Consider the following 16168-nt stretch of genomic DNA (forward strand, 5'->3'; position numbering starts at 1 on the left):
ATATTAGCGCACGCTGTCCATAGAGAGGACCACATCTTGCGCCCAAATCGCTTAGCGATTCTTCAGGTTGAGGCAGTAATCAAGCGTGCGTTTAGTCCACATCGTCGTTATTCGGATCGCCGCTGAATTTCATCTATTTTCAGCTTGAGTCGCTTTGCCGCTTGTTGCCGATGTCTATTTTTTGTATTTATTAAAATGGAGCACCCACAAGGGTGAAACTCTCTATGAGCAAAACTTTTGCCGAATTTTCTTTGCACGAAACCTTACAACAAGCCCTAGAAGGTTTAGGTTTTACTACGCCAACTCCTGTGCAAGAACAAGCGATTCCAGCTGCGTTAGAAGGAAAAGATTTATTAGTTTCAAGCCAGACAGGTTCTGGTAAAACAGCAGCATTCTTACTTCCTACATTAAACGCGTTAGCGGGTGAAGAAACTTTTGTGCCATTTAAAGAGCGCATGAAAGCTGTTACCCAGCCAACAATTTTAGTTATCTCTCCTACACGTGAATTGGCTCAACAAGTTAGCCAAGACGCGATTGCATTTGTACGTCACATGAAAGGTGTTCGTATTGCTGCAATTATGGGTGGTATGCCTTTTGGTAAACAAATCCAACAGCTTAAAGGTGCACAAGTAGTTGTTGCGACTCCTGGTCGTTTACTTGATCTTGTAAACCGTCGTCAATTAAAACTTGATAAAGTTGAATCTTTAATCGTTGACGAAGCTGACCGTATGCTTGATCTTGGCTTTGCTGAAGATTTAGAAGCAATTGGTGAATTAGCTGCTAACCGTAACCAAACGTTGATGTTCTCTGCAACTTTTGCAGATCGTATTATCCGTCTTGCTGAGCGCATGATGAATGATCCACAACGTATTGCGATTGAAACAGGTCACAGCACCAACACTGATGTAACTCAAACATTACATTGGACGGATGGTTTTGAACACAAGAAAAAATTACTTACACATTGGTTATCTGACGAATCAGTAGATCAAGCTGTTGTATTCGCAAGCACGCAAGAAGATACCGATATGCTTGCTGAAGAATTAGCGGAAGCAGGTCACTCAGTTGTTGCGTTGCACGGTGCAATGCCACAAACAGTGCGTAACCGTCGTTTACGTAGCATTCGTGAAGGTCGTGCAAAAATCTTGGTTGCAACTGACGTAGCAGCACGTGGTTTAGACGTACCAACCATTTCTCACGTCATTAACTTCGGTTTACCGATGAAAAATGAAGACTATGTACACCGTATTGGTCGTACAGGTCGTGCTGGCCGTACAGGTCAGGCGGTAACTTTAGCGACTTACCGTGAGCGTGGTAAAATCCGTGCTTTAGAAGATTATTTAGATGCACGTTTGAATGTATCTGAAATCGAAGGTTTAGAGCCATCTCCACCTCCTGCGCGTTCAGGTCGTGATGGCGGTGGTCGTGGTCGCGGTGGTCGTGATGGCGGCGGTCGTGGTCGTGGTGGTTTCGGCGGTGGCCGTCGTTTTGAAGGCGAAGGTAACTTCAAACGTCGTGAAGGCGGTGATGATCGTCCACGTCGTAGCTTCGATGACAAACCTCGTGGTGAACGTCCATCATTTGGTGGTGAAGATCGTCCACGTCGCGAATTTAATTCAGATCGTCCACGCCGTGAAGGTGGTTTCGAAGACCGTCCACGTCGCGAATTTAATTCAGATCGTCCACGCCGTGAAGGTGGTTTCGAAGACCGTCCACGTCGCGAGTTCAATTCAGATCGTCCACGCCGTGAAGGTGGTTTTGATGATCGTCCAAAGCGTAGCTTTGGTGGTGAAGACCGTCCACGTCGCGAGTTCAATTCTGATCGCCCACGTCGTGAAGGTGGTTTCAATGATAAGCCGCGTTTTGATTCGAATGATGACAACCGGGGTAACCGTGTAGACTACAAACCACGTCGTGAAGGCAGCTTCGGTGACCGTCCAAAACGTGATTTCGGTGATCGTCCACAACGTGAAGGTGGCTTCGGCGACCGTCCAAAGCGTAGCTTCGGTGATGATCGTCCAAAACGCAGCTTCGGTGGTGATGACCGTCCAAAGCGTAAGTTTGGTAGCGATGAGCGTCCAGTACGCGGTTCACGTGAAGAAACTTTCGGTGGCGACCGTCGTCGCAAAAACGATTTTTAATCGTTAAAAACCGATAAAAACAAGAAGCCAGTTGAAAAACTGGCTTTTTTATTTTGTGTTAGTCATGTAAAATTATAAAAATGTGTACTAATTCAAATTTTAAATAAGAAATGAATAGGGTTAAGCAAAATAAAAGTCTTTTGAGTCAAACTTGGTCTTTCATGTGTAGTGAAGGGCTGCCGTGTCTATTTGTCATTTTAATGCTCTGTAATGGCTTATTTTTTGCGTATGCATTGTTTGATACCAATCACTCTGATTCTTTTAATGCCAATTCCCAACATACCACCAGTCAAACTGTTTCAAAGAATAACTACATAAATTAAATAATCTTGATACATCGGTTATCAAAATAAAAACAAGCGTTTAATGTTTCAGTGTATAGTATGCGTGCATAAAAAGTGCAGGAATGAATGCCATTATGAATAACAACTCTCCTCTCGATACAGAAGCCTTAATTGAAGTTAAAAACTTGAGCTTTAGTCGAGGAGAACGCGTCATTTATGACGATATCAGTCTTAAAATTCGACGTGGTCAAATTACTGCAATTATGGGTCCTTCTGGTACAGGTAAGACCACCTTATTGCGCTTGATCGGCGGGCAATTGATTCCTGATCAGGGCGAAGTGCTGCTCGATGGTAAAAACATTGCGACCATGTCTCGCCACGAATTATTTGCTGCACGTGCGCGTATGGGGATGTTATTTCAAAGTGGTGCCTTATTTACTGATATGTCGACCTACGAAAATGTCGCTTTCCCAATTCGTGCACATACCCAGCTTCCTGAACATATCATTGCAGAATTGGTGGGTTTAAAACTGGAGTCAGTGGGTTTACGTGGTGCTGAACAGTTAATGCCGTCTGAGCTGTCTGGTGGTATGAACCGTCGTGTTGCTTTGGCGCGTGCGATTGCTCTTGATCCTGAATTGATTATGTATGATGAGCCTTTCGCAGGCCAAGACCCGATTGTTATGGGGGTCTTAACTCGTCTCATTCGCTCACTCAGAGAAGCACTCGATTTAACAACGATTATTGTCTCGCATGATGTTGCAGAGACCTTGTCGATTGCAGATTATATTTATGTAGTTGCTGAAGGTAAAATTCAGGGTGAAGGCTCACCTGAACAATTAAAAAATCATGCCTCACCATTTGTACGCCAATTTTTAACAGGTTCAATAGAAGGACCTGTGGAATATCAATTTACACACCAAGCATATTTAGATAACGAGGTTCGTCCATGAATGCGATTGCCTGGTTAGGTAGACTCGTTATTGAGCGGATAAAGGGGATTGGTGCTGCGGCGCTGATGCTCTTACAAGTTTTATTTTCCATGCCATCGAAAGGCGGGTTTCAGCGCTTTATTTATCAGATGTATCGTGTCGGGGTCATGTCCCTGCTGATTATCGCGGTTTCAGGTTTGTTTATTGGTGCAGTACTGGGCTTGCAGATGTACAGCATTTTGGTGACCTTCGGTAGTGAAGCAATGCTAGGTACAGCGATTTCATTGACATTGCTTCGTGAACTGGCATCTGTGGTTGCTGCATTGTTATTTGCGGGACGCGCGGGTTCAGCATTAACCGCTGAAATTGGTTCGATGAAACAGAGTGAACAACTTGCTAGCATGGAAATGATTGGCGTTGATCCACTCAGACAAATCGTCTCACCTCGTTTGTGGGCGGGGATTGTCAGCTTGCCGATGCTCACGGTGATTTTTGCAACCATTGGTATTATTGGCGGCAAAATGGTTGGTGTTGATTTCTTAGGTGCGGATGAAGGTTCATTCTGGGGAGGTATGCAAAGTAGCGTACAGTTCTGGCATGACATTTTTAATGGCACCATTATCAAAAGCATTGTATTTGCTTTAATTTGTACATGGGTTGCGGTCTATCAAGGTTATGCTTGTGATCCGACGCCAGAAGGTATTGCGACCGCAATGACGAGAACGGTTGTATATTCTTCACTTTGTGTATTAGGTTTTGATTTCGTGTTGACTGCGGTCATGTTCGGAGGGATTTAATGAAATCACGTACTAGTGAGCTGGCCGTAGGTATTTTTGTCATTATCTTCGGTATCGCTCTATTTTTTCTTGCGATGAAAGTCAGTGGTTTAGTCGGTACTAATTTACGTGATAGCTATAGCATGACAGCGCAGTTTGATAACGTAAATGGTTTAAAGGCACGTGCGAAAGTGACCATGAGTGGTGTGACAATTGGCCGTGTGGAGTCGATTACGCTTGATCCTGTGACACGTCTAGCAACAGTCAAATTTGATCTGGATGGTAAGTTGACGAGTTTTAACCCAGAGCAATTAAAAGAAGTGCAAAAGAATGCACTTGAAGAATTGCGTTATAGCGCTGATTATCAACAGGCAGATGCTGCGAAACAAAAAGAAATGGAACAGCAACTTATTGCAAACATGACCTCCATCACAACTTTGGATGAAGATGCTTATATTATGGTTGCAACCAATGGTCTTTTGGGTGAGAAATATTTGAAAGTTGTACCCGGTGGTGGTGTGAACTACTTAAAACGTGGTGATGTGGTTTCAAATACCCAAGGAACAATGGATTTAGAAGATTTAATCAGTAAGTTTATTACTGGCGGTGCTGGCAAAGCCACATCAAGCTCAACTGCGACAGAAAGTTCAGCTTCGCAGCCTGCTGCTGAAGCAGAACCGTCTTTTGTTGAGTAATTCAGGTTAGGAGATTGAAGTGAATACATTATTGAAACAAACTCTAACGGCAAGCGTATTATCAACTATGCTTGCAAGTGCGGCATTTGCAGCACCTACAGAGACCCCGCCTGATTTTGTGAAGCGTGTGGCTGATGGCTTGATTACACGTTTAAAAGCAGATAATGCAAAATTACAGAATAATCCAGCTTTGGTTCGTACCATTATTCGTCAAAACCTTGACCCATATGTAGACTCACAAGCGTTTACTCGCATTGTGTTGGGTACTTATGCAAATAATCAGTACACCACGGCTGCACAGCGTGCTCAGTTTGAACAGAATTTCCGTGCGGTTATTATTGAGAACTATGGCGGCGCTTTCGCGAAATATACCAACGAAAGCTACACCATGCGTCCGTTTAAATCGACCAACAGTAAAAACCCTGTGGTGACTTTAGACTTCTTGCATAATGGCGAAAAAATTCCAGTATCGTTCCAGTTAACCGATAAGGGCAATCAATGGAAGGTACGTAATATCAATGTGTCTGGTATTGACCTTGGTTTACAGTTCCGTAACCAGTTTGCTGCAACGGTTCAACGTAATGGTGGTGACATCAATAAAGCGATTGCAACATTTAAACCAGATGCAGATGCTGCTGTTAGCAAAAAATAAGGTGGTGGTGTGATTCAGTATATTGATCAGCAACTAATTGTTTCTAAAACGATTAATTTTGAAAATGCAGAGCAAATCTATCAGGCAGGTTTAAAGCATATTCAGCAACACAAGAATTTTCCTTTGGTTGTGGATTTGGCCCAGCTTGAACAAGGTAATACTTTATCTTTGGCGGTTTTGGTGCAATGGTTGCGTCAAACCCCTGAGAATAAAGGGCTGCATTTTAAAAATGTGTCTGAGAAGATGCTGAAAATCATCCAAGCGTGCCATTTACAAGACGATTTGAAATTGATTTGATTGATCTGGCAGCGTGGAAAAAGAGAGCTATTTTTGGCTCTCTTTTTTTTATGCTTAACTTTTGGGAAAAGCAGAAAATAGCGCCTCACAGCTTGGATATTTTTGATGTAACTTTGCTAGATAATAATTTTGATCATATTCTAAAAAACCATCCAATAATTTGATGCTAGATGGGGCATTACTGCAGCTTTTAACTTGTCTATCCCATGCCGTAAAGGGGGCAATGGGATGATCGATCGATATGATGTTTTTCTCACAATCTAATAATGCCAGAGTGCTGATCTGGTAATTGCTGGGGGCGGCAGAATCTGCGGGATAGGCAAGACCAATCACTAAATCATTGGTTTTTATTGTTTTGGTAGGGAAATTACTGTGCCATTGGGTGGGTTTAGGTGTAAATAACTTGGTGAGAAAATGCTGAAATATAAAGCGAACATGCTGAAATTCAAATTGATTTTGGGTGTCAGAAGACTGCTTTTGTATAGATTGGACACGTGCGATAAACACATCTTTGGGGGAGTGTGGTGTACATGCAAACGCTGTTGAGATTGAAAGGATTATATTCAAAAATAGAAATAATCCTTTCTTGTCTAGATCCATTTTTTCCAACGGAAGTAAAACATGGGTAGGACTAGGAAGGCCATCAGAATACCAATCACAATCCAAAAACTGAGGCTACCGTGCGCAAAGGGCAGTACGTCGGTGTTCATCCCATAAATACTGGCAATTAGCATCGGTGGTGCAAGCATACTGGGTAAAATCGAGAATCGACGAATCGTGTCATTCTGCTCGGTATTAATGAATCCAGAGGTGGTATCCAGTAAGAAGCGTACTTTTTGGAATAAGAAGGCATCATGTTCGACCAGTGAGCGAACATCTTCACTCAACTCGCGAATGTCGGCATCATAAATATGACTGCCTAAGGCACGCGGCCGCGCTAAAAAGGTCAATACACGGCGTAAATCAATTAAACACAGTTGTGCCTTTCCTAGCATATCTTCTTGCTGGGCGAGGCGTGTAATCATGTCATCTAAGTCGAGTATTTTTTCGCGATGGTGGTTATTCAGGACTTCTGTGGAATATCGTTCTAGGTCTTTGTGGATATCTTCTAAGATATCCGCAAGCTCATCCAGTTTCGCTTCAAGTAGGCCGAGCAAGATCCAGGTTGGGTCTTTATAGTCCATATCATAGTCATTACGACGAGCGCGGGCACGAAATGCACGGAATGCAACCAACTTTTCACCACGCATGGTAAATAAGCGATCTTTATGCAAAATAAATGCAACCGTTTGTACCATTGCGAGCATCGGTAAGGAGTCGTCAGTATCACCATCGACTTGAAAGTTTTTATTCTTTGTTAAAAAATAGGTGCTGATATGCAAAATTCCATCATCATCACGGTAAAATCGTGCCGATGATGAAATGTCTTCAAGCGACTTTAGGGTCGGTAAGTTTCGGTCATACGCATCTAGAACCCATTGTTGTTCTTCTTGGGAGGGGGCGATGAGATCAATCCAGACCAGTTCGGGGTGGAGGTCGAAACCTCCGTTGATGGTTGCATCTTCTAGACTACCGCGCTCTGTGGCATAAAAGGCTTCAAGCATGTCTTTTTTCCTCGCGCAGTCGGTGTAATGTTTTCGGTCGTTTACCGAAAAGCAGGGTGTATTTTAGACAAGGATGAAACGAAAAACACTTGCCTAAACGTTATTTTCTCAAAAATCTTGTTACATAGCCTACTTTATCAGCATGACAGTTATATAAAACGGTTTTAATTGTATGAATTCTATATGTGTTTTCTGTGGTTCTTCACTCGGTAATGATCCCATTTATCAGCAAATGGCAGAGGCAACAGGTCAGGCAATTGCTGCACAAGGCCAAACTTTGGTCTATGGCGGTGGCCGTTCTGGTTTAATGGGGGTTGTCGCCAATAGTGCCATACAGGCTGGCGGTCGCGTCATTGGGGTAATTCCTCATGCTTTGGTTGATCGCGAGTTGGCACATACAGGTCTTACCGAGTTGCATGTCGTCAACAATATGCATGAGCGTAAAACCAAAATGGCGGAGCTGTCTGATGCCTTTGTGGCATTGCCTGGTGGTGCAGGAACACTGGAAGAAATTTTTGAACAATGGACCTGGAGCCAATTAGGGATTCATCAGAAACCGTGTGCCTTTTTAAATGTTGTGGGCTTCTATGATGATCTGCTTAAAATGCTGCAAGGTTCTGTTGAGCGTGGTTTTAGTCAAGAACGCTTTGTCGATAAACTGATTGTTGCAGAGCAGATTGAGGATATTCTGGCGGCATTCTCGGCTTACCAGCCAGTGACACCAAAATGGATGTCCACGACCGAAATTCAAGCTTAAGGAGCAACTTGTGAAAATCATCACTGTGGCGGCTGCTGTGATTTTGAATGAACAAAATCAATTGCTGTTAGTGCGTAAACAAAATACGCATGCTTTTATGCAAGTCGGCGGAAAGCTCGAAATCAATGAAGCACCAGAGATCACGATGCAACGTGAGATTTTGGAGGAAATTGGCTGTGAATGTGAATTGAAACAATTCATTGGTCGTTTTGAAACGGCTGCAGCCAATGAACCAGATCATATGCTGGTGAGTTATGTTTATGCGGTTGAATTAAAACAGGCCCCTCAAATTGCTGCTGAAATTGCTGAAATGAAATGGATTGAATTGGATGATCAAGCCACTGTGTTGGCGCCTTTAACTAAAGAGATTGTGATTCCGTGGTGTCAGCAAAATCAAGTAACTTAGTCTGTCGTGGTTGTGCAGCGGCTACGCATGCACTATAGATGTGTTGGCAGCCGAGTTGGTTAAGGACTTGGGATAAGGCGCTGATTGAGCTGCCTGTGGTCAACACATCATCGACAATGAGGACTTTGCGATAACGTATTGAGTTGGGTGGTGCAACCACAAATTGTTGCTCAATATTTTCAAGACGTTCTAAACGGGATAGCCCTTTTTGTGAGTGCTGAGCCAAGCGTTGTACGGGTTGCCAGACGGGGACATTCAAGCTTTTGCTCAATGCCTTGGCGAGTAGAAGAGCCTGATTAAAGCCACGTTCTGCTAGACGATCAGCTGAGATGGGCATCGGCACAATTGCCTGTACTTTCGGAAGTTTGAGTTGTAATAGTAGGCCATCTAATATTCTTTGATGATGCAGTTTTTGCTCATATTTAAACTGTTGAATGATCCGATCAATCGGATAAGCATAATCACAGGCGACCAAGACCTGTTGTTGGTTGCGTTCAATACTTTGCTTTAGCCACGGCAGTTGTTGCCAGCAACTGTGGCATACACCAAATTGACGTTTCATGCCGATATCACAGAGATTACAAGGCGTAAAATAATCAAAAAGCTGCTGTGCTGATGTGCCAAGTCGTTTAAACATAGGCATATCTTGGGGCTTCAGGTAGCCAGCGTTTGAGTAGTCCATCCGCATGCTGTGGATACTCTTTCAGGATTTGCTCAGCTACATAATGTGCTTGGGTCAGCAGATGATCATCGCGTTCTAAACGTGCGACACGAAAGCCCATATCTCCGGTTTGTTTGGTGCCGAGTAATTCTCCTGGCCCGCGAATTTCCAAATCCTTTTCTGCGATCACAAAGCCATCATTGCTTTCACGTAAAATCGAAAGGCGTTCCTGACCATTCTGCGATAATGGGGTTTTATATAGTAGGGCACAAAAACTGGCGGTTGCGCCACGACCCACTCGACCACGCAATTGATGCAATTGGGATAGACCCAAGCGCTCGGCATTTTCAATCACCATGATCGACGCATTCGGGACATCGACCCCGACTTCGATCACCGTAGTGGCAATTAACAGCTGAGACTGATTGTCTTTAAAGGCTTGCATGACACTTTGCTTTTCATCGGCCTTCATCTTGCCGTGTACCAGACCAATGTTGATGTCTGGAAAGCGCTCTTTAATTTCTTGATAAGTGGCTTCAGCCGCTTGGGCATCCAGCGTTTCGGATTGCTCTACCAAAGTACAGACCCAATAAGCTTGTTTACCTTCACGACAATTTGTGGCGATGCGTTGTAATACCTGTTCACGCCGTTCTAATGGAATGGTTACGGTTTGAATCGGGGTACGTCCAGGAGGAAGTTCGTCAATAATCGAGGTATCTAAATCCCCATAAGCACTCATGGCGAGTGTACGAGGAATTGGTGTAGCAGTCATGACCAATTGATGTGGTGTAAACTGGTCCGCACCTTTATTGCGTAAGGCAAGACGTTGATCAACACCGAAACGATGCTGCTCATCAATAATCACCAAACCAAGCTTTGAGAAACCGACTGTATCTTGAAACAGGGCATGCGTGCCCACGATCAGCTGGGCATGACCTTCTTTAATCTGTTGTTCAGCTTGGGTTCTGGCTTTGCCTTTTTGTTTGCCAGACAGCCATGCGACTTGAATATCCAAAGGCTCAAACCAGCGCTTAAAGTTTAAATAATGCTGTTCAGCTAGAATCTCAGTCGGTGCCATAAGCGCCACTTGCCAATCGGCTTCCAGCGCATGACAGGCAGCCACGGCAGCCACAAGGGTTTTACCTGCACCGACATCGCCTTGCACCAAACGTAACATCGGTTGATCTTGTTTAAGATCCTGCAAAATTTCTTTAGAAACCCGTTTTTGTGCATTGGTCATTTGGAAGGGCAGACCCTCTAACAGCTTCTTGGCAAGTACTTTACTGCTGCTAAAGCGCGGGGCAGCAATTTGCCGAATATAAGCACGACGGGTGAGTAAACTGATTTGATGAGCAACCAGTTCTTCAAAAATCAAGCGTTGTTGTGCTGGATGTGAACCCTGATTGAGTTGCAACATATTGGCATCAATCGGTGGTTCATGGATGTAATGTAGGGCCTGTTTTAGTTCATATCCATTGCTGTATTTGCTTGGTAATAATTCAGCTAAGTCATCGCTATGATGCTGCAAGGCTTGGCGAACATATTCACGTAGCTTGGGTTGGGTCAGACCTTCGGTACTCGGGTAAATCGCAGTGAGTTGCGTTTTCGGTAAAGCAGTATGTTGTTGAATCACTTGAATTTCAGGGTGGTATAGCTCCAAACCCCGTGCACCGACACGGACTTCACCAAAAATCCGTAGGCGTTGTCCCATTTGGATGCGATCAGTCAGACCTTTATAAATATGATAAAAGCGTAAGGTCACCTTGCCAAAATCATCTTGTAACAGGGCTGCGAGCGATTTCTTTTTCCCCGGAGGGAAATCGACGGAACGGACTTCACCTTCAAGCAAGTAACTTCGTCCAACGATCAGCTGATTCATTGGAATAATAGTGCTACGATCTTCATAGTCACGGGGAAGATGGAATAACAAATCATCCGTGCTAAAAATATGAAGCTTTTCTAAAAGGGTCGCTGCGGCAGCACCAACGCCTTGTAATTGCTGAACTGATGTCATCTCTGCTCAAAGGTGTGTATGCATATTTTATTTATTGGTTATGGTAAAACATCTCAGCGTGTCGCTAAACACTTATTTGAGCAAGGTCACCACATTAGCACAATAAGTCACAACAGAGCGTTATTATTCGCCTAAGTGGTATTTATGGTAGTTCAATTGTGCGATTAACCACGTTATCACAGTAGAGCTAGGTGTATCCAACGGTTAATTTTAGTAACCAGATTTATCTTGATGACTTCGCAATTTTTTAGTTTTATTAATTAATGTATCTAATGAGTTTAAGGTTTCAGTAGTGATTCAATTTATCAGAGTTTATTTTGCAAAGTGACATATTTTCAGGGAAACGGATTTCTGCAACAGCAATGGCGGCCCGTAATTTTCAGTTGAAGGGTCTCGATTTCTTTCAGGATTCTCTGGACCCTCTCGATAAAATTTAACAGAATTAAATTGATTCAGTGAAGTTATAAGGTATGGGAAAATACAAATTATATTGGATAAGAACTATTAAAGACTGGCAAGGTGAAGACTGGGATGTGTATGAGGAGCGTAAAACAGCAGCAGGAATTAATCTGTACAGTGGATGGTTATATGGATCGAACAGACAGGGAGGTGCTAAGTCCTTCATTATTACTCAGGAATTAGTGGAATTTATTGAAAAAACTAAACGGAGTGATGCGATACGGGATTTAGGTATATCTGGTTCAGCAGTCAGCAAAATGAGACATATGTTCAGTTTCCAGCAAGCACATACAAAATATGATTATGCTTGGGTGCTGAAGCACAAGGAAGACATACTGTATAACAGTTTTCAGGAGTTATTTGAAAAATATAGTTTACGACAGCACGAAGTAAATGCCTGTGTTGCTATTCTGAGAAGTGAGTTTGGTATAAAGCGTAACAGAAAACGCATAACGGATTATGAAAAAGAACAGAATTTTCATAAAAATAAAGAAAAAATAGCCAGATGTCAGACATTTGAGCAAGTTATGGCCGTTGTTTTAACATCAGATTATTATGTGGCTGGGAGGTTTCACGAACGGGCTTGTAAAGAACTTGGGCTGCCAACCATTAATGAACGGATGCAGGAAAAGGCAAAGGAGCGTCAAAAGTGGCTGTCAGATCATCAGGACCTGCTGCTCAGTCCAGTGCTTTCAGTTAGAGAGATTGCCCAGAAACTACAGCTGAACGAAAAACAGGTTGTACATATCCGTTATTCATTGCGCAAAAAGCATAAGCTGCCTCAAACGAAGTGTTTACCTATAATGCGAAAATGGACTGAGGAACATCGGGCATGGTTGGTCGAACATCAGGACGAAATACTGTATGAAAGTTTCTCAGAACTGCAGCAGAAATATGGATTCACCCAATATCAGGTTACAGCTTATGCAGAATACCTAGTCAAGGCGGCTGGTGTGATCAGGAAAAAGGCTACACGCTCTAGCCAGACAGATATTGTCCGTGAACAGTGGTATCAGGAAAATAAGCATGCAATGCTGCAGATGAGTCTGAAAGAGATACGGCAGGTTTATGATGTTTCACCACAGATTGCACAGAAAGCATATCAACGAATATGCAAGGAAAATCAGTTACCGACTTTGGTTGAGCAGGAAAAACTGAGAATGCAGCAGCGTCGACAATGGCTGTGTGATCATCAGCATATTTTGCTTGATCCAGACTTGAGCAGGGCAGAAAAGGCGGTACAACTGAATATGACTCAGCTACAGGTCACCCGCAATAGAGCGCTGTTGCAACAGTTATTGGGTCAGTCTGGTGATCGTGAAGAGCTTGCTGCATGGCGTTTACAGCATCAGGAGATATTGCTGAGTACTGATCTGAGCATTACAGAAATTGCAAAGCAATTGAACCGTAGCACAGCATACATTGTGAAAACCCGGAATATCTTAAGGAAGGCGCTCCATCTGCCTCCTGTAAGGAACCAAGGCAGGAAATGGGTTTTGGAACATCAGCAGGACCTGATGGATTTAAGCATTGGGCAACTGCAGCAGAAATACCATCTCAGCTATGATCAGGTCAGATATCGGCGTCAATTACTGAAACAGTTCCAGCAGGAACAACAAATCATGTTACAAAGTGGTGACAATCCTTAAGGCTAATGCCAGCAGAATATACTGTATAGTCAATCTTAATATTGGAAAATAAATAATAATCTATGCTGAATAATATTTATACCGCCTTGGAACGGCTGGGTCTAACTGCACAGAAACGCGCTCTACATATACAGTTTTCGAATCCAATAATTGGTGCACAGGTGTTGCTGCAAAGGATCGATGGCAGCCATGAAATAAATGGTGAAAGTCGTGCAGAGCTCATTTGTTTGTCTACCAGTCATTCCATTGCGTTGAAGAATTTCATTGGCCTGCGGGTCGCCGTAGACCAACTCTCGGACACGGGAATATTCAGGACTACAGGGCTGATTACCGCTGCCAGCGTAGGGGCTTCAGATGGTGCACTGACCGTCTATAAGTTAACCATGCAGGATGCCACAGCTTTATGGTCAAAACGCAGGAACTCCCGGGTGTTCTTAAATAAATCTGTTCCGCAGATACTGGAAGTGCTGTTTAAGGAGTGGCAACAGCGCAGTCCGTTGTTTGCCGCCAGCCTGACACTGGATAAGAGCGGCTTAAGCCGCGATTATGATGTACGCCCATTTATAATGCAGGTTTCTGAAAATGATCATGAATTTTTAACCCGATTGCTGAGAAGTGAGGGAATTAACTGGCTGATTGATGAAGTCCAGCCAAATGTGAGCGGTTTCAGAGACCCGCTTCAGCCACAGAGATTCAGGCTGATTGATGATAATTCACAGTATCAATCCCTGCCACGCCGCAGTATTCGTTACCATCCTGAGAGCAGTGCGGTACAGGCCGCAGATAGCATTACTTCTTTGATTTCAGCACGTAGGTTACAATCCACCGCTGTGCATATCCAGCGCTGGCAGGCAGATGTACTGCAACAGGAAGAAGGCGCAGGCTCAGTGTTAAGTCCGCATCAGCATTCCAGTCAGTATGATACAGCCTCACTCGGGCTTGAGGATGCATGGGGTGTTTCTCCTGCCTGGATCAGCGATCTAAACGCTGAGGATGGTACAACAGCGTCTGGCAATGCTCAGATTGAACGCCTGAATGATCAATTAAAGGCTTATCACAATCAAGAGGCCAAAAACTTTAGTGCCGACTCTACAGTCCGTAATGCTCAGGTGGGCTATTATTTTGTGCTGATGGATCATCCAGAAATCAATGAAAGTGCTGGGAGTGACTGCGAACTGCTGATTACCAGCAAGCATTACTTTAATCAGAATAACTTACCGAAGGACTTGAGTGATCAGTTGAATCAGTTGCTTATGCGCAGTAACTGGCAGATACCACAGCTTGAGGCAACTGAGCAACGTCAGGGCAATCGTCTGACTTTGCAGCGGCGCAGTATCCCATTGCAACCTGAATACAATCCACTACGACATCGGCCACAGACCCATGCGATGATTGGACGTGTGGTGGGGCCAACTGGTGAGGAAATTTACACAGATGAATGGGGGCGGGTCAAGGTACGTTTCCTGTTTACCCGTGATGAGGACCACGCACATGATGGTGGTGCGGGCGCTAATGACAATGATACTGACTCAGCGTGGGTGGATGTGCTGACCCCGTGGGCGGGTGAAGGCTATGGAGCACGCTTTCTGCCGCGGGTTGGAGAGTTGATCGCAATAGACTTTTTCGGCGGGGACCCAGACCGACCTTTCATAATGGGACGTCTGCATCAAGGGCAGCGTTCGCCGTCGAAGTTTGATAACAAAGGCCAGTTACCAGAAACCCGTAGGCTGTCGGGGATTCGTTCCCGTGAAATTGGTGCTGAAGGATACAACCAGTTACGGTTGGATGACACCCCTGGGCAGATATCAGCACAACTGCAAAGCAGTCATGCAGCGACTCAGCTCAATCTGGGGAATCTGAGTCATCCAAAGGAAACCGAGGAAAGCGGAGGACGGGGTGAAGGCTTTGAACTGAGGACGGATCAGTGGGGTGCGGTGCGGGCTGGAGAAGGCTTATTGATCAGTAGCCATCCACAGGCACGGGCACAGGGTCATCATCTGGATGCGGCTGAAGCGAAGTCTCAACTGGATGCCAGTCTGAACAGTGCCAAAGCCTTAAGTGAGGTAGCTAAGAACCAGCAGACCGATCCGTTGGAGGTGCTAGATAATTTGAAAGCTTTTCTGGAACAAATTGAACAGCAAGATCAAGGCAAGGCCAAAGCTTTTAAACAGGCGCTGATGATTCTGACCTCCCCAAATAGCATCGCTTTAAGCAGCAATGAAGACATTCATGTTTCAGCACAGGGGCAGATCAGCCAGACCGCTGGAGACAGCATTAACCTAAGTACCCAGAAGTCGCTGATTGGTCATGCCCGTGAGAAAATCAGTGCCTTTGCAGCTCAGGGCGGCATCAGCGCCATTGCTGGTCAGGGCAAGGTGGAGATGGTGGCACAGAATGATGTACTGGATGTGATTGCCCGCAAACAGTTACAGATTATTTCCACAGAAGACACAGTTTATATCACCAGTCCGAAAGAGATTGTGCTTAAAACAGAGGGTGCGGAATTAAGGCTAAATGGCTCAGGGGTTTCTGTAACCACTCCCTTTCCATTTGTAGTCAATGCCGGGCAGCATATCTTTAAGGGTGGGGCGAAGGTAGATATGTCGCAAAGAACGTTTAATACCTCGCCCTGCTATCTGACTTATAAGGCGAATGACTTATCTGGTCAGCCAATTGCAAATAAAAAATATGTGATGCTGCTGGAAGACGGCAGCGTGATAAAAGGTGTGACGGATAATCAAGGCAAAACACAAAGGATTCAGACTGAGGGTCCACAAAAAGTTTCTGTGTATATAGATGACCCGAATGTTAAAGGGTTTACGCTGGATATTGAAGGATAAA

14 protein-coding genes and 1 pseudogene are annotated in these 16168 nt (G+C 44.3%); 11 read left to right on the forward strand and 4 right to left on the reverse strand.

Features of this window, described 5'->3' with window-relative positions:
- Positions 1–224 precede the first annotated feature (224 nt).
- From NG55_RS11020 to NG55_RS11045, 6 genes are all read left to right on the forward strand, one after another.
- Positions 225–2141, forward strand: coding sequence for a DEAD/DEAH box helicase (locus NG55_RS11020; protein WP_016542811.1), 1917 nt, complete (start codon positions 225–227; stop codon positions 2139–2141).
- 418 nt (positions 2142–2559) lie between these two features.
- The gene (locus NG55_RS11025) at positions 2560–3378 is read left to right on the forward strand and encodes an ABC transporter ATP-binding protein (protein ID WP_016542813.1); all 819 of its coding nucleotides are present in this window, start codon (positions 2560–2562) and stop codon (positions 3376–3378) included.
- On the forward strand, positions 3375–4154 hold the full coding sequence (gene mlaE / locus NG55_RS11030) for a lipid asymmetry maintenance ABC transporter permease subunit MlaE (RefSeq protein ID WP_065343266.1): 780 nt from the start codon (positions 3375–3377) through the stop codon (positions 4152–4154). Before NG55_RS11025 ends, mlaE begins: the two co-directional genes overlap by 4 nt.
- Positions 4154–4828, forward strand: a complete 675-nt coding sequence (gene mlaD / locus NG55_RS11035; protein WP_023271256.1) for an outer membrane lipid asymmetry maintenance protein MlaD — start codon at positions 4154–4156, stop codon at positions 4826–4828. The genes mlaE and mlaD overlap by 1 nt, the downstream gene beginning before the upstream one ends.
- Before the next feature lie 19 nt (positions 4829–4847).
- Positions 4848–5480 (forward strand): MlaC/ttg2D family ABC transporter substrate-binding protein, encoded by a 633-nt coding sequence (locus NG55_RS11040; RefSeq protein WP_016542816.1) that lies wholly within the window; start codon positions 4848–4850, stop codon positions 5478–5480.
- A gap of 9 nt (positions 5481–5489) precedes the next feature.
- A complete protein-coding gene (locus tag NG55_RS11045; RefSeq protein ID WP_023271257.1) occupies positions 5490–5777 on the forward strand; it encodes an STAS domain-containing protein in 288 nt (95 codons plus the stop codon).
- A 54-nt stretch (positions 5778–5831) separates the two neighbouring features.
- Here the strand turns inward: NG55_RS11045 and NG55_RS11050 are convergent, their stop codons facing one another.
- The gene (locus tag NG55_RS11050; protein WP_065343267.1) at positions 5832–6377 is read right to left on the reverse strand and encodes a hypothetical protein; all 546 of its coding nucleotides are present in this window, start codon (positions 6375–6377) and stop codon (positions 5832–5834) included.
- Complete coding sequence (locus NG55_RS11055) at positions 6368–7381, reverse strand: magnesium and cobalt transport protein CorA (protein ID WP_004657647.1); 1014 nt, start codon at positions 7379–7381, stop codon at positions 6368–6370. Before NG55_RS11055 ends, NG55_RS11050 begins: the two co-directional genes overlap by 10 nt.
- A 172-nt stretch (positions 7382–7553) precedes the next feature.
- On the opposite strand from NG55_RS11055, the gene NG55_RS11060 reads away from it, so the two are divergent.
- Positions 7554–8138 carry an LOG family protein gene (locus NG55_RS11060; RefSeq protein WP_065343268.1) on the forward strand — a complete coding sequence of 195 codons (585 nt, stop codon included), beginning with the start codon at positions 7554–7556 and terminating at the stop codon, positions 8136–8138.
- Between the two features lie 10 nt (positions 8139–8148).
- On the forward strand, positions 8149–8544 hold the full coding sequence (locus NG55_RS11065) for an NUDIX hydrolase (protein WP_065343269.1): 396 nt from the start codon (positions 8149–8151) through the stop codon (positions 8542–8544).
- On the opposite strand, the gene NG55_RS11070 is transcribed toward NG55_RS11065, so the two are convergent.
- Together NG55_RS11070 and recG are read right to left on the reverse strand one after the other, a co-directional pair.
- Positions 8498–9181 carry a ComF family protein gene (locus NG55_RS11070; protein WP_065343270.1) on the reverse strand — a complete coding sequence of 228 codons (684 nt, stop codon included), beginning with the start codon at positions 9179–9181 and terminating at the stop codon, positions 8498–8500. The genes NG55_RS11065 and NG55_RS11070 overlap by 47 nt on opposite strands.
- Positions 9174–11219: an ATP-dependent DNA helicase RecG gene (gene recG / locus NG55_RS11075; RefSeq protein WP_065343271.1), complete on the reverse strand. Its 2046-nt coding sequence runs from the start codon at positions 11217–11219 to the stop codon at positions 9174–9176. The genes NG55_RS11070 and recG overlap by 8 nt, the downstream gene beginning before the upstream one ends.
- 18 nt (positions 11220–11237) lie before the next feature.
- Here recG and NG55_RS21000 point away from each other — a divergent pair.
- The 3 genes and pseudogenes from NG55_RS21000 to NG55_RS11085 all read left to right on the forward strand — a co-directional run.
- Positions 11238–11333 (forward strand): annotated as a pseudogene (locus NG55_RS21000) (SDR family NAD(P)-dependent oxidoreductase); the annotation flags it as partial.
- Between the two features lie 356 nt (positions 11334–11689).
- On the forward strand, positions 11690–13327 hold the full coding sequence (locus NG55_RS11080) for a hypothetical protein (RefSeq protein WP_065343272.1): 1638 nt from the start codon (positions 11690–11692) through the stop codon (positions 13325–13327).
- A gap of 62 nt (positions 13328–13389) precedes the next feature.
- Positions 13390–16167, forward strand: a complete 2778-nt coding sequence (locus NG55_RS11085; RefSeq protein ID WP_065343273.1) for a type VI secretion system Vgr family protein — start codon at positions 13390–13392, stop codon at positions 16165–16167.
- The last annotated feature ends 1 nt before the right edge of the window (position 16168 follow it).

It is taken from the genome of Acinetobacter gyllenbergii (genome assembly GCF_001682515.1).
In the GTDB taxonomy this organism is placed as follows: domain Bacteria; phylum Pseudomonadota; class Gammaproteobacteria; order Pseudomonadales; family Moraxellaceae; genus Acinetobacter; species Acinetobacter gyllenbergii.

Excerpts from the sequence above, each read along its gene's own strand:
- NG55_RS11070 (WP_065343270.1), bottom strand. The coding sequence starts at position 9,181 with ATGTTTAAACGACTTGGCACATCAGCACAGCAGCTTTTTGATTATTTT.
- NG55_RS11085 (WP_065343273.1), top strand. The coding sequence starts at position 13,390 with ATGCTGAATAATATTTATACCGCCTTGGAACGGCTGGGTCTAACTGCA.
- NG55_RS11060 (WP_065343268.1), top strand. The coding sequence starts at position 7,554 with ATGAATTCTATATGTGTTTTCTGTGGTTCTTCACTCGGTAATGATCCC.
- NG55_RS11025 (WP_016542813.1), top strand. The coding sequence starts at position 2,560 with ATGAATAACAACTCTCCTCTCGATACAGAAGCCTTAATTGAAGTTAAA.
- NG55_RS11050 (WP_065343267.1), bottom strand. The coding sequence starts at position 6,377 with ATGGATCTAGACAAGAAAGGATTATTTCTATTTTTGAATATAATCCTT.
- mlaD (WP_023271256.1), top strand. The coding sequence starts at position 4,154 with ATGAAATCACGTACTAGTGAGCTGGCCGTAGGTATTTTTGTCATTATC.
- NG55_RS11080 (WP_065343272.1), top strand. The coding sequence starts at position 11,690 with ATGGGAAAATACAAATTATATTGGATAAGAACTATTAAAGACTGGCAA.
- NG55_RS11020 (WP_016542811.1), top strand. The coding sequence starts at position 225 with ATGAGCAAAACTTTTGCCGAATTTTCTTTGCACGAAACCTTACAACAA.
- NG55_RS11055 (WP_004657647.1), bottom strand. The coding sequence starts at position 7,381 with ATGCTTGAAGCCTTTTATGCCACAGAGCGCGGTAGTCTAGAAGATGCA.
- mlaE (WP_065343266.1), top strand. The coding sequence starts at position 3,375 with ATGAATGCGATTGCCTGGTTAGGTAGACTCGTTATTGAGCGGATAAAG.
- recG (WP_065343271.1), bottom strand. The coding sequence starts at position 11,219 with ATGACATCAGTTCAGCAATTACAAGGCGTTGGTGCTGCCGCAGCGACC.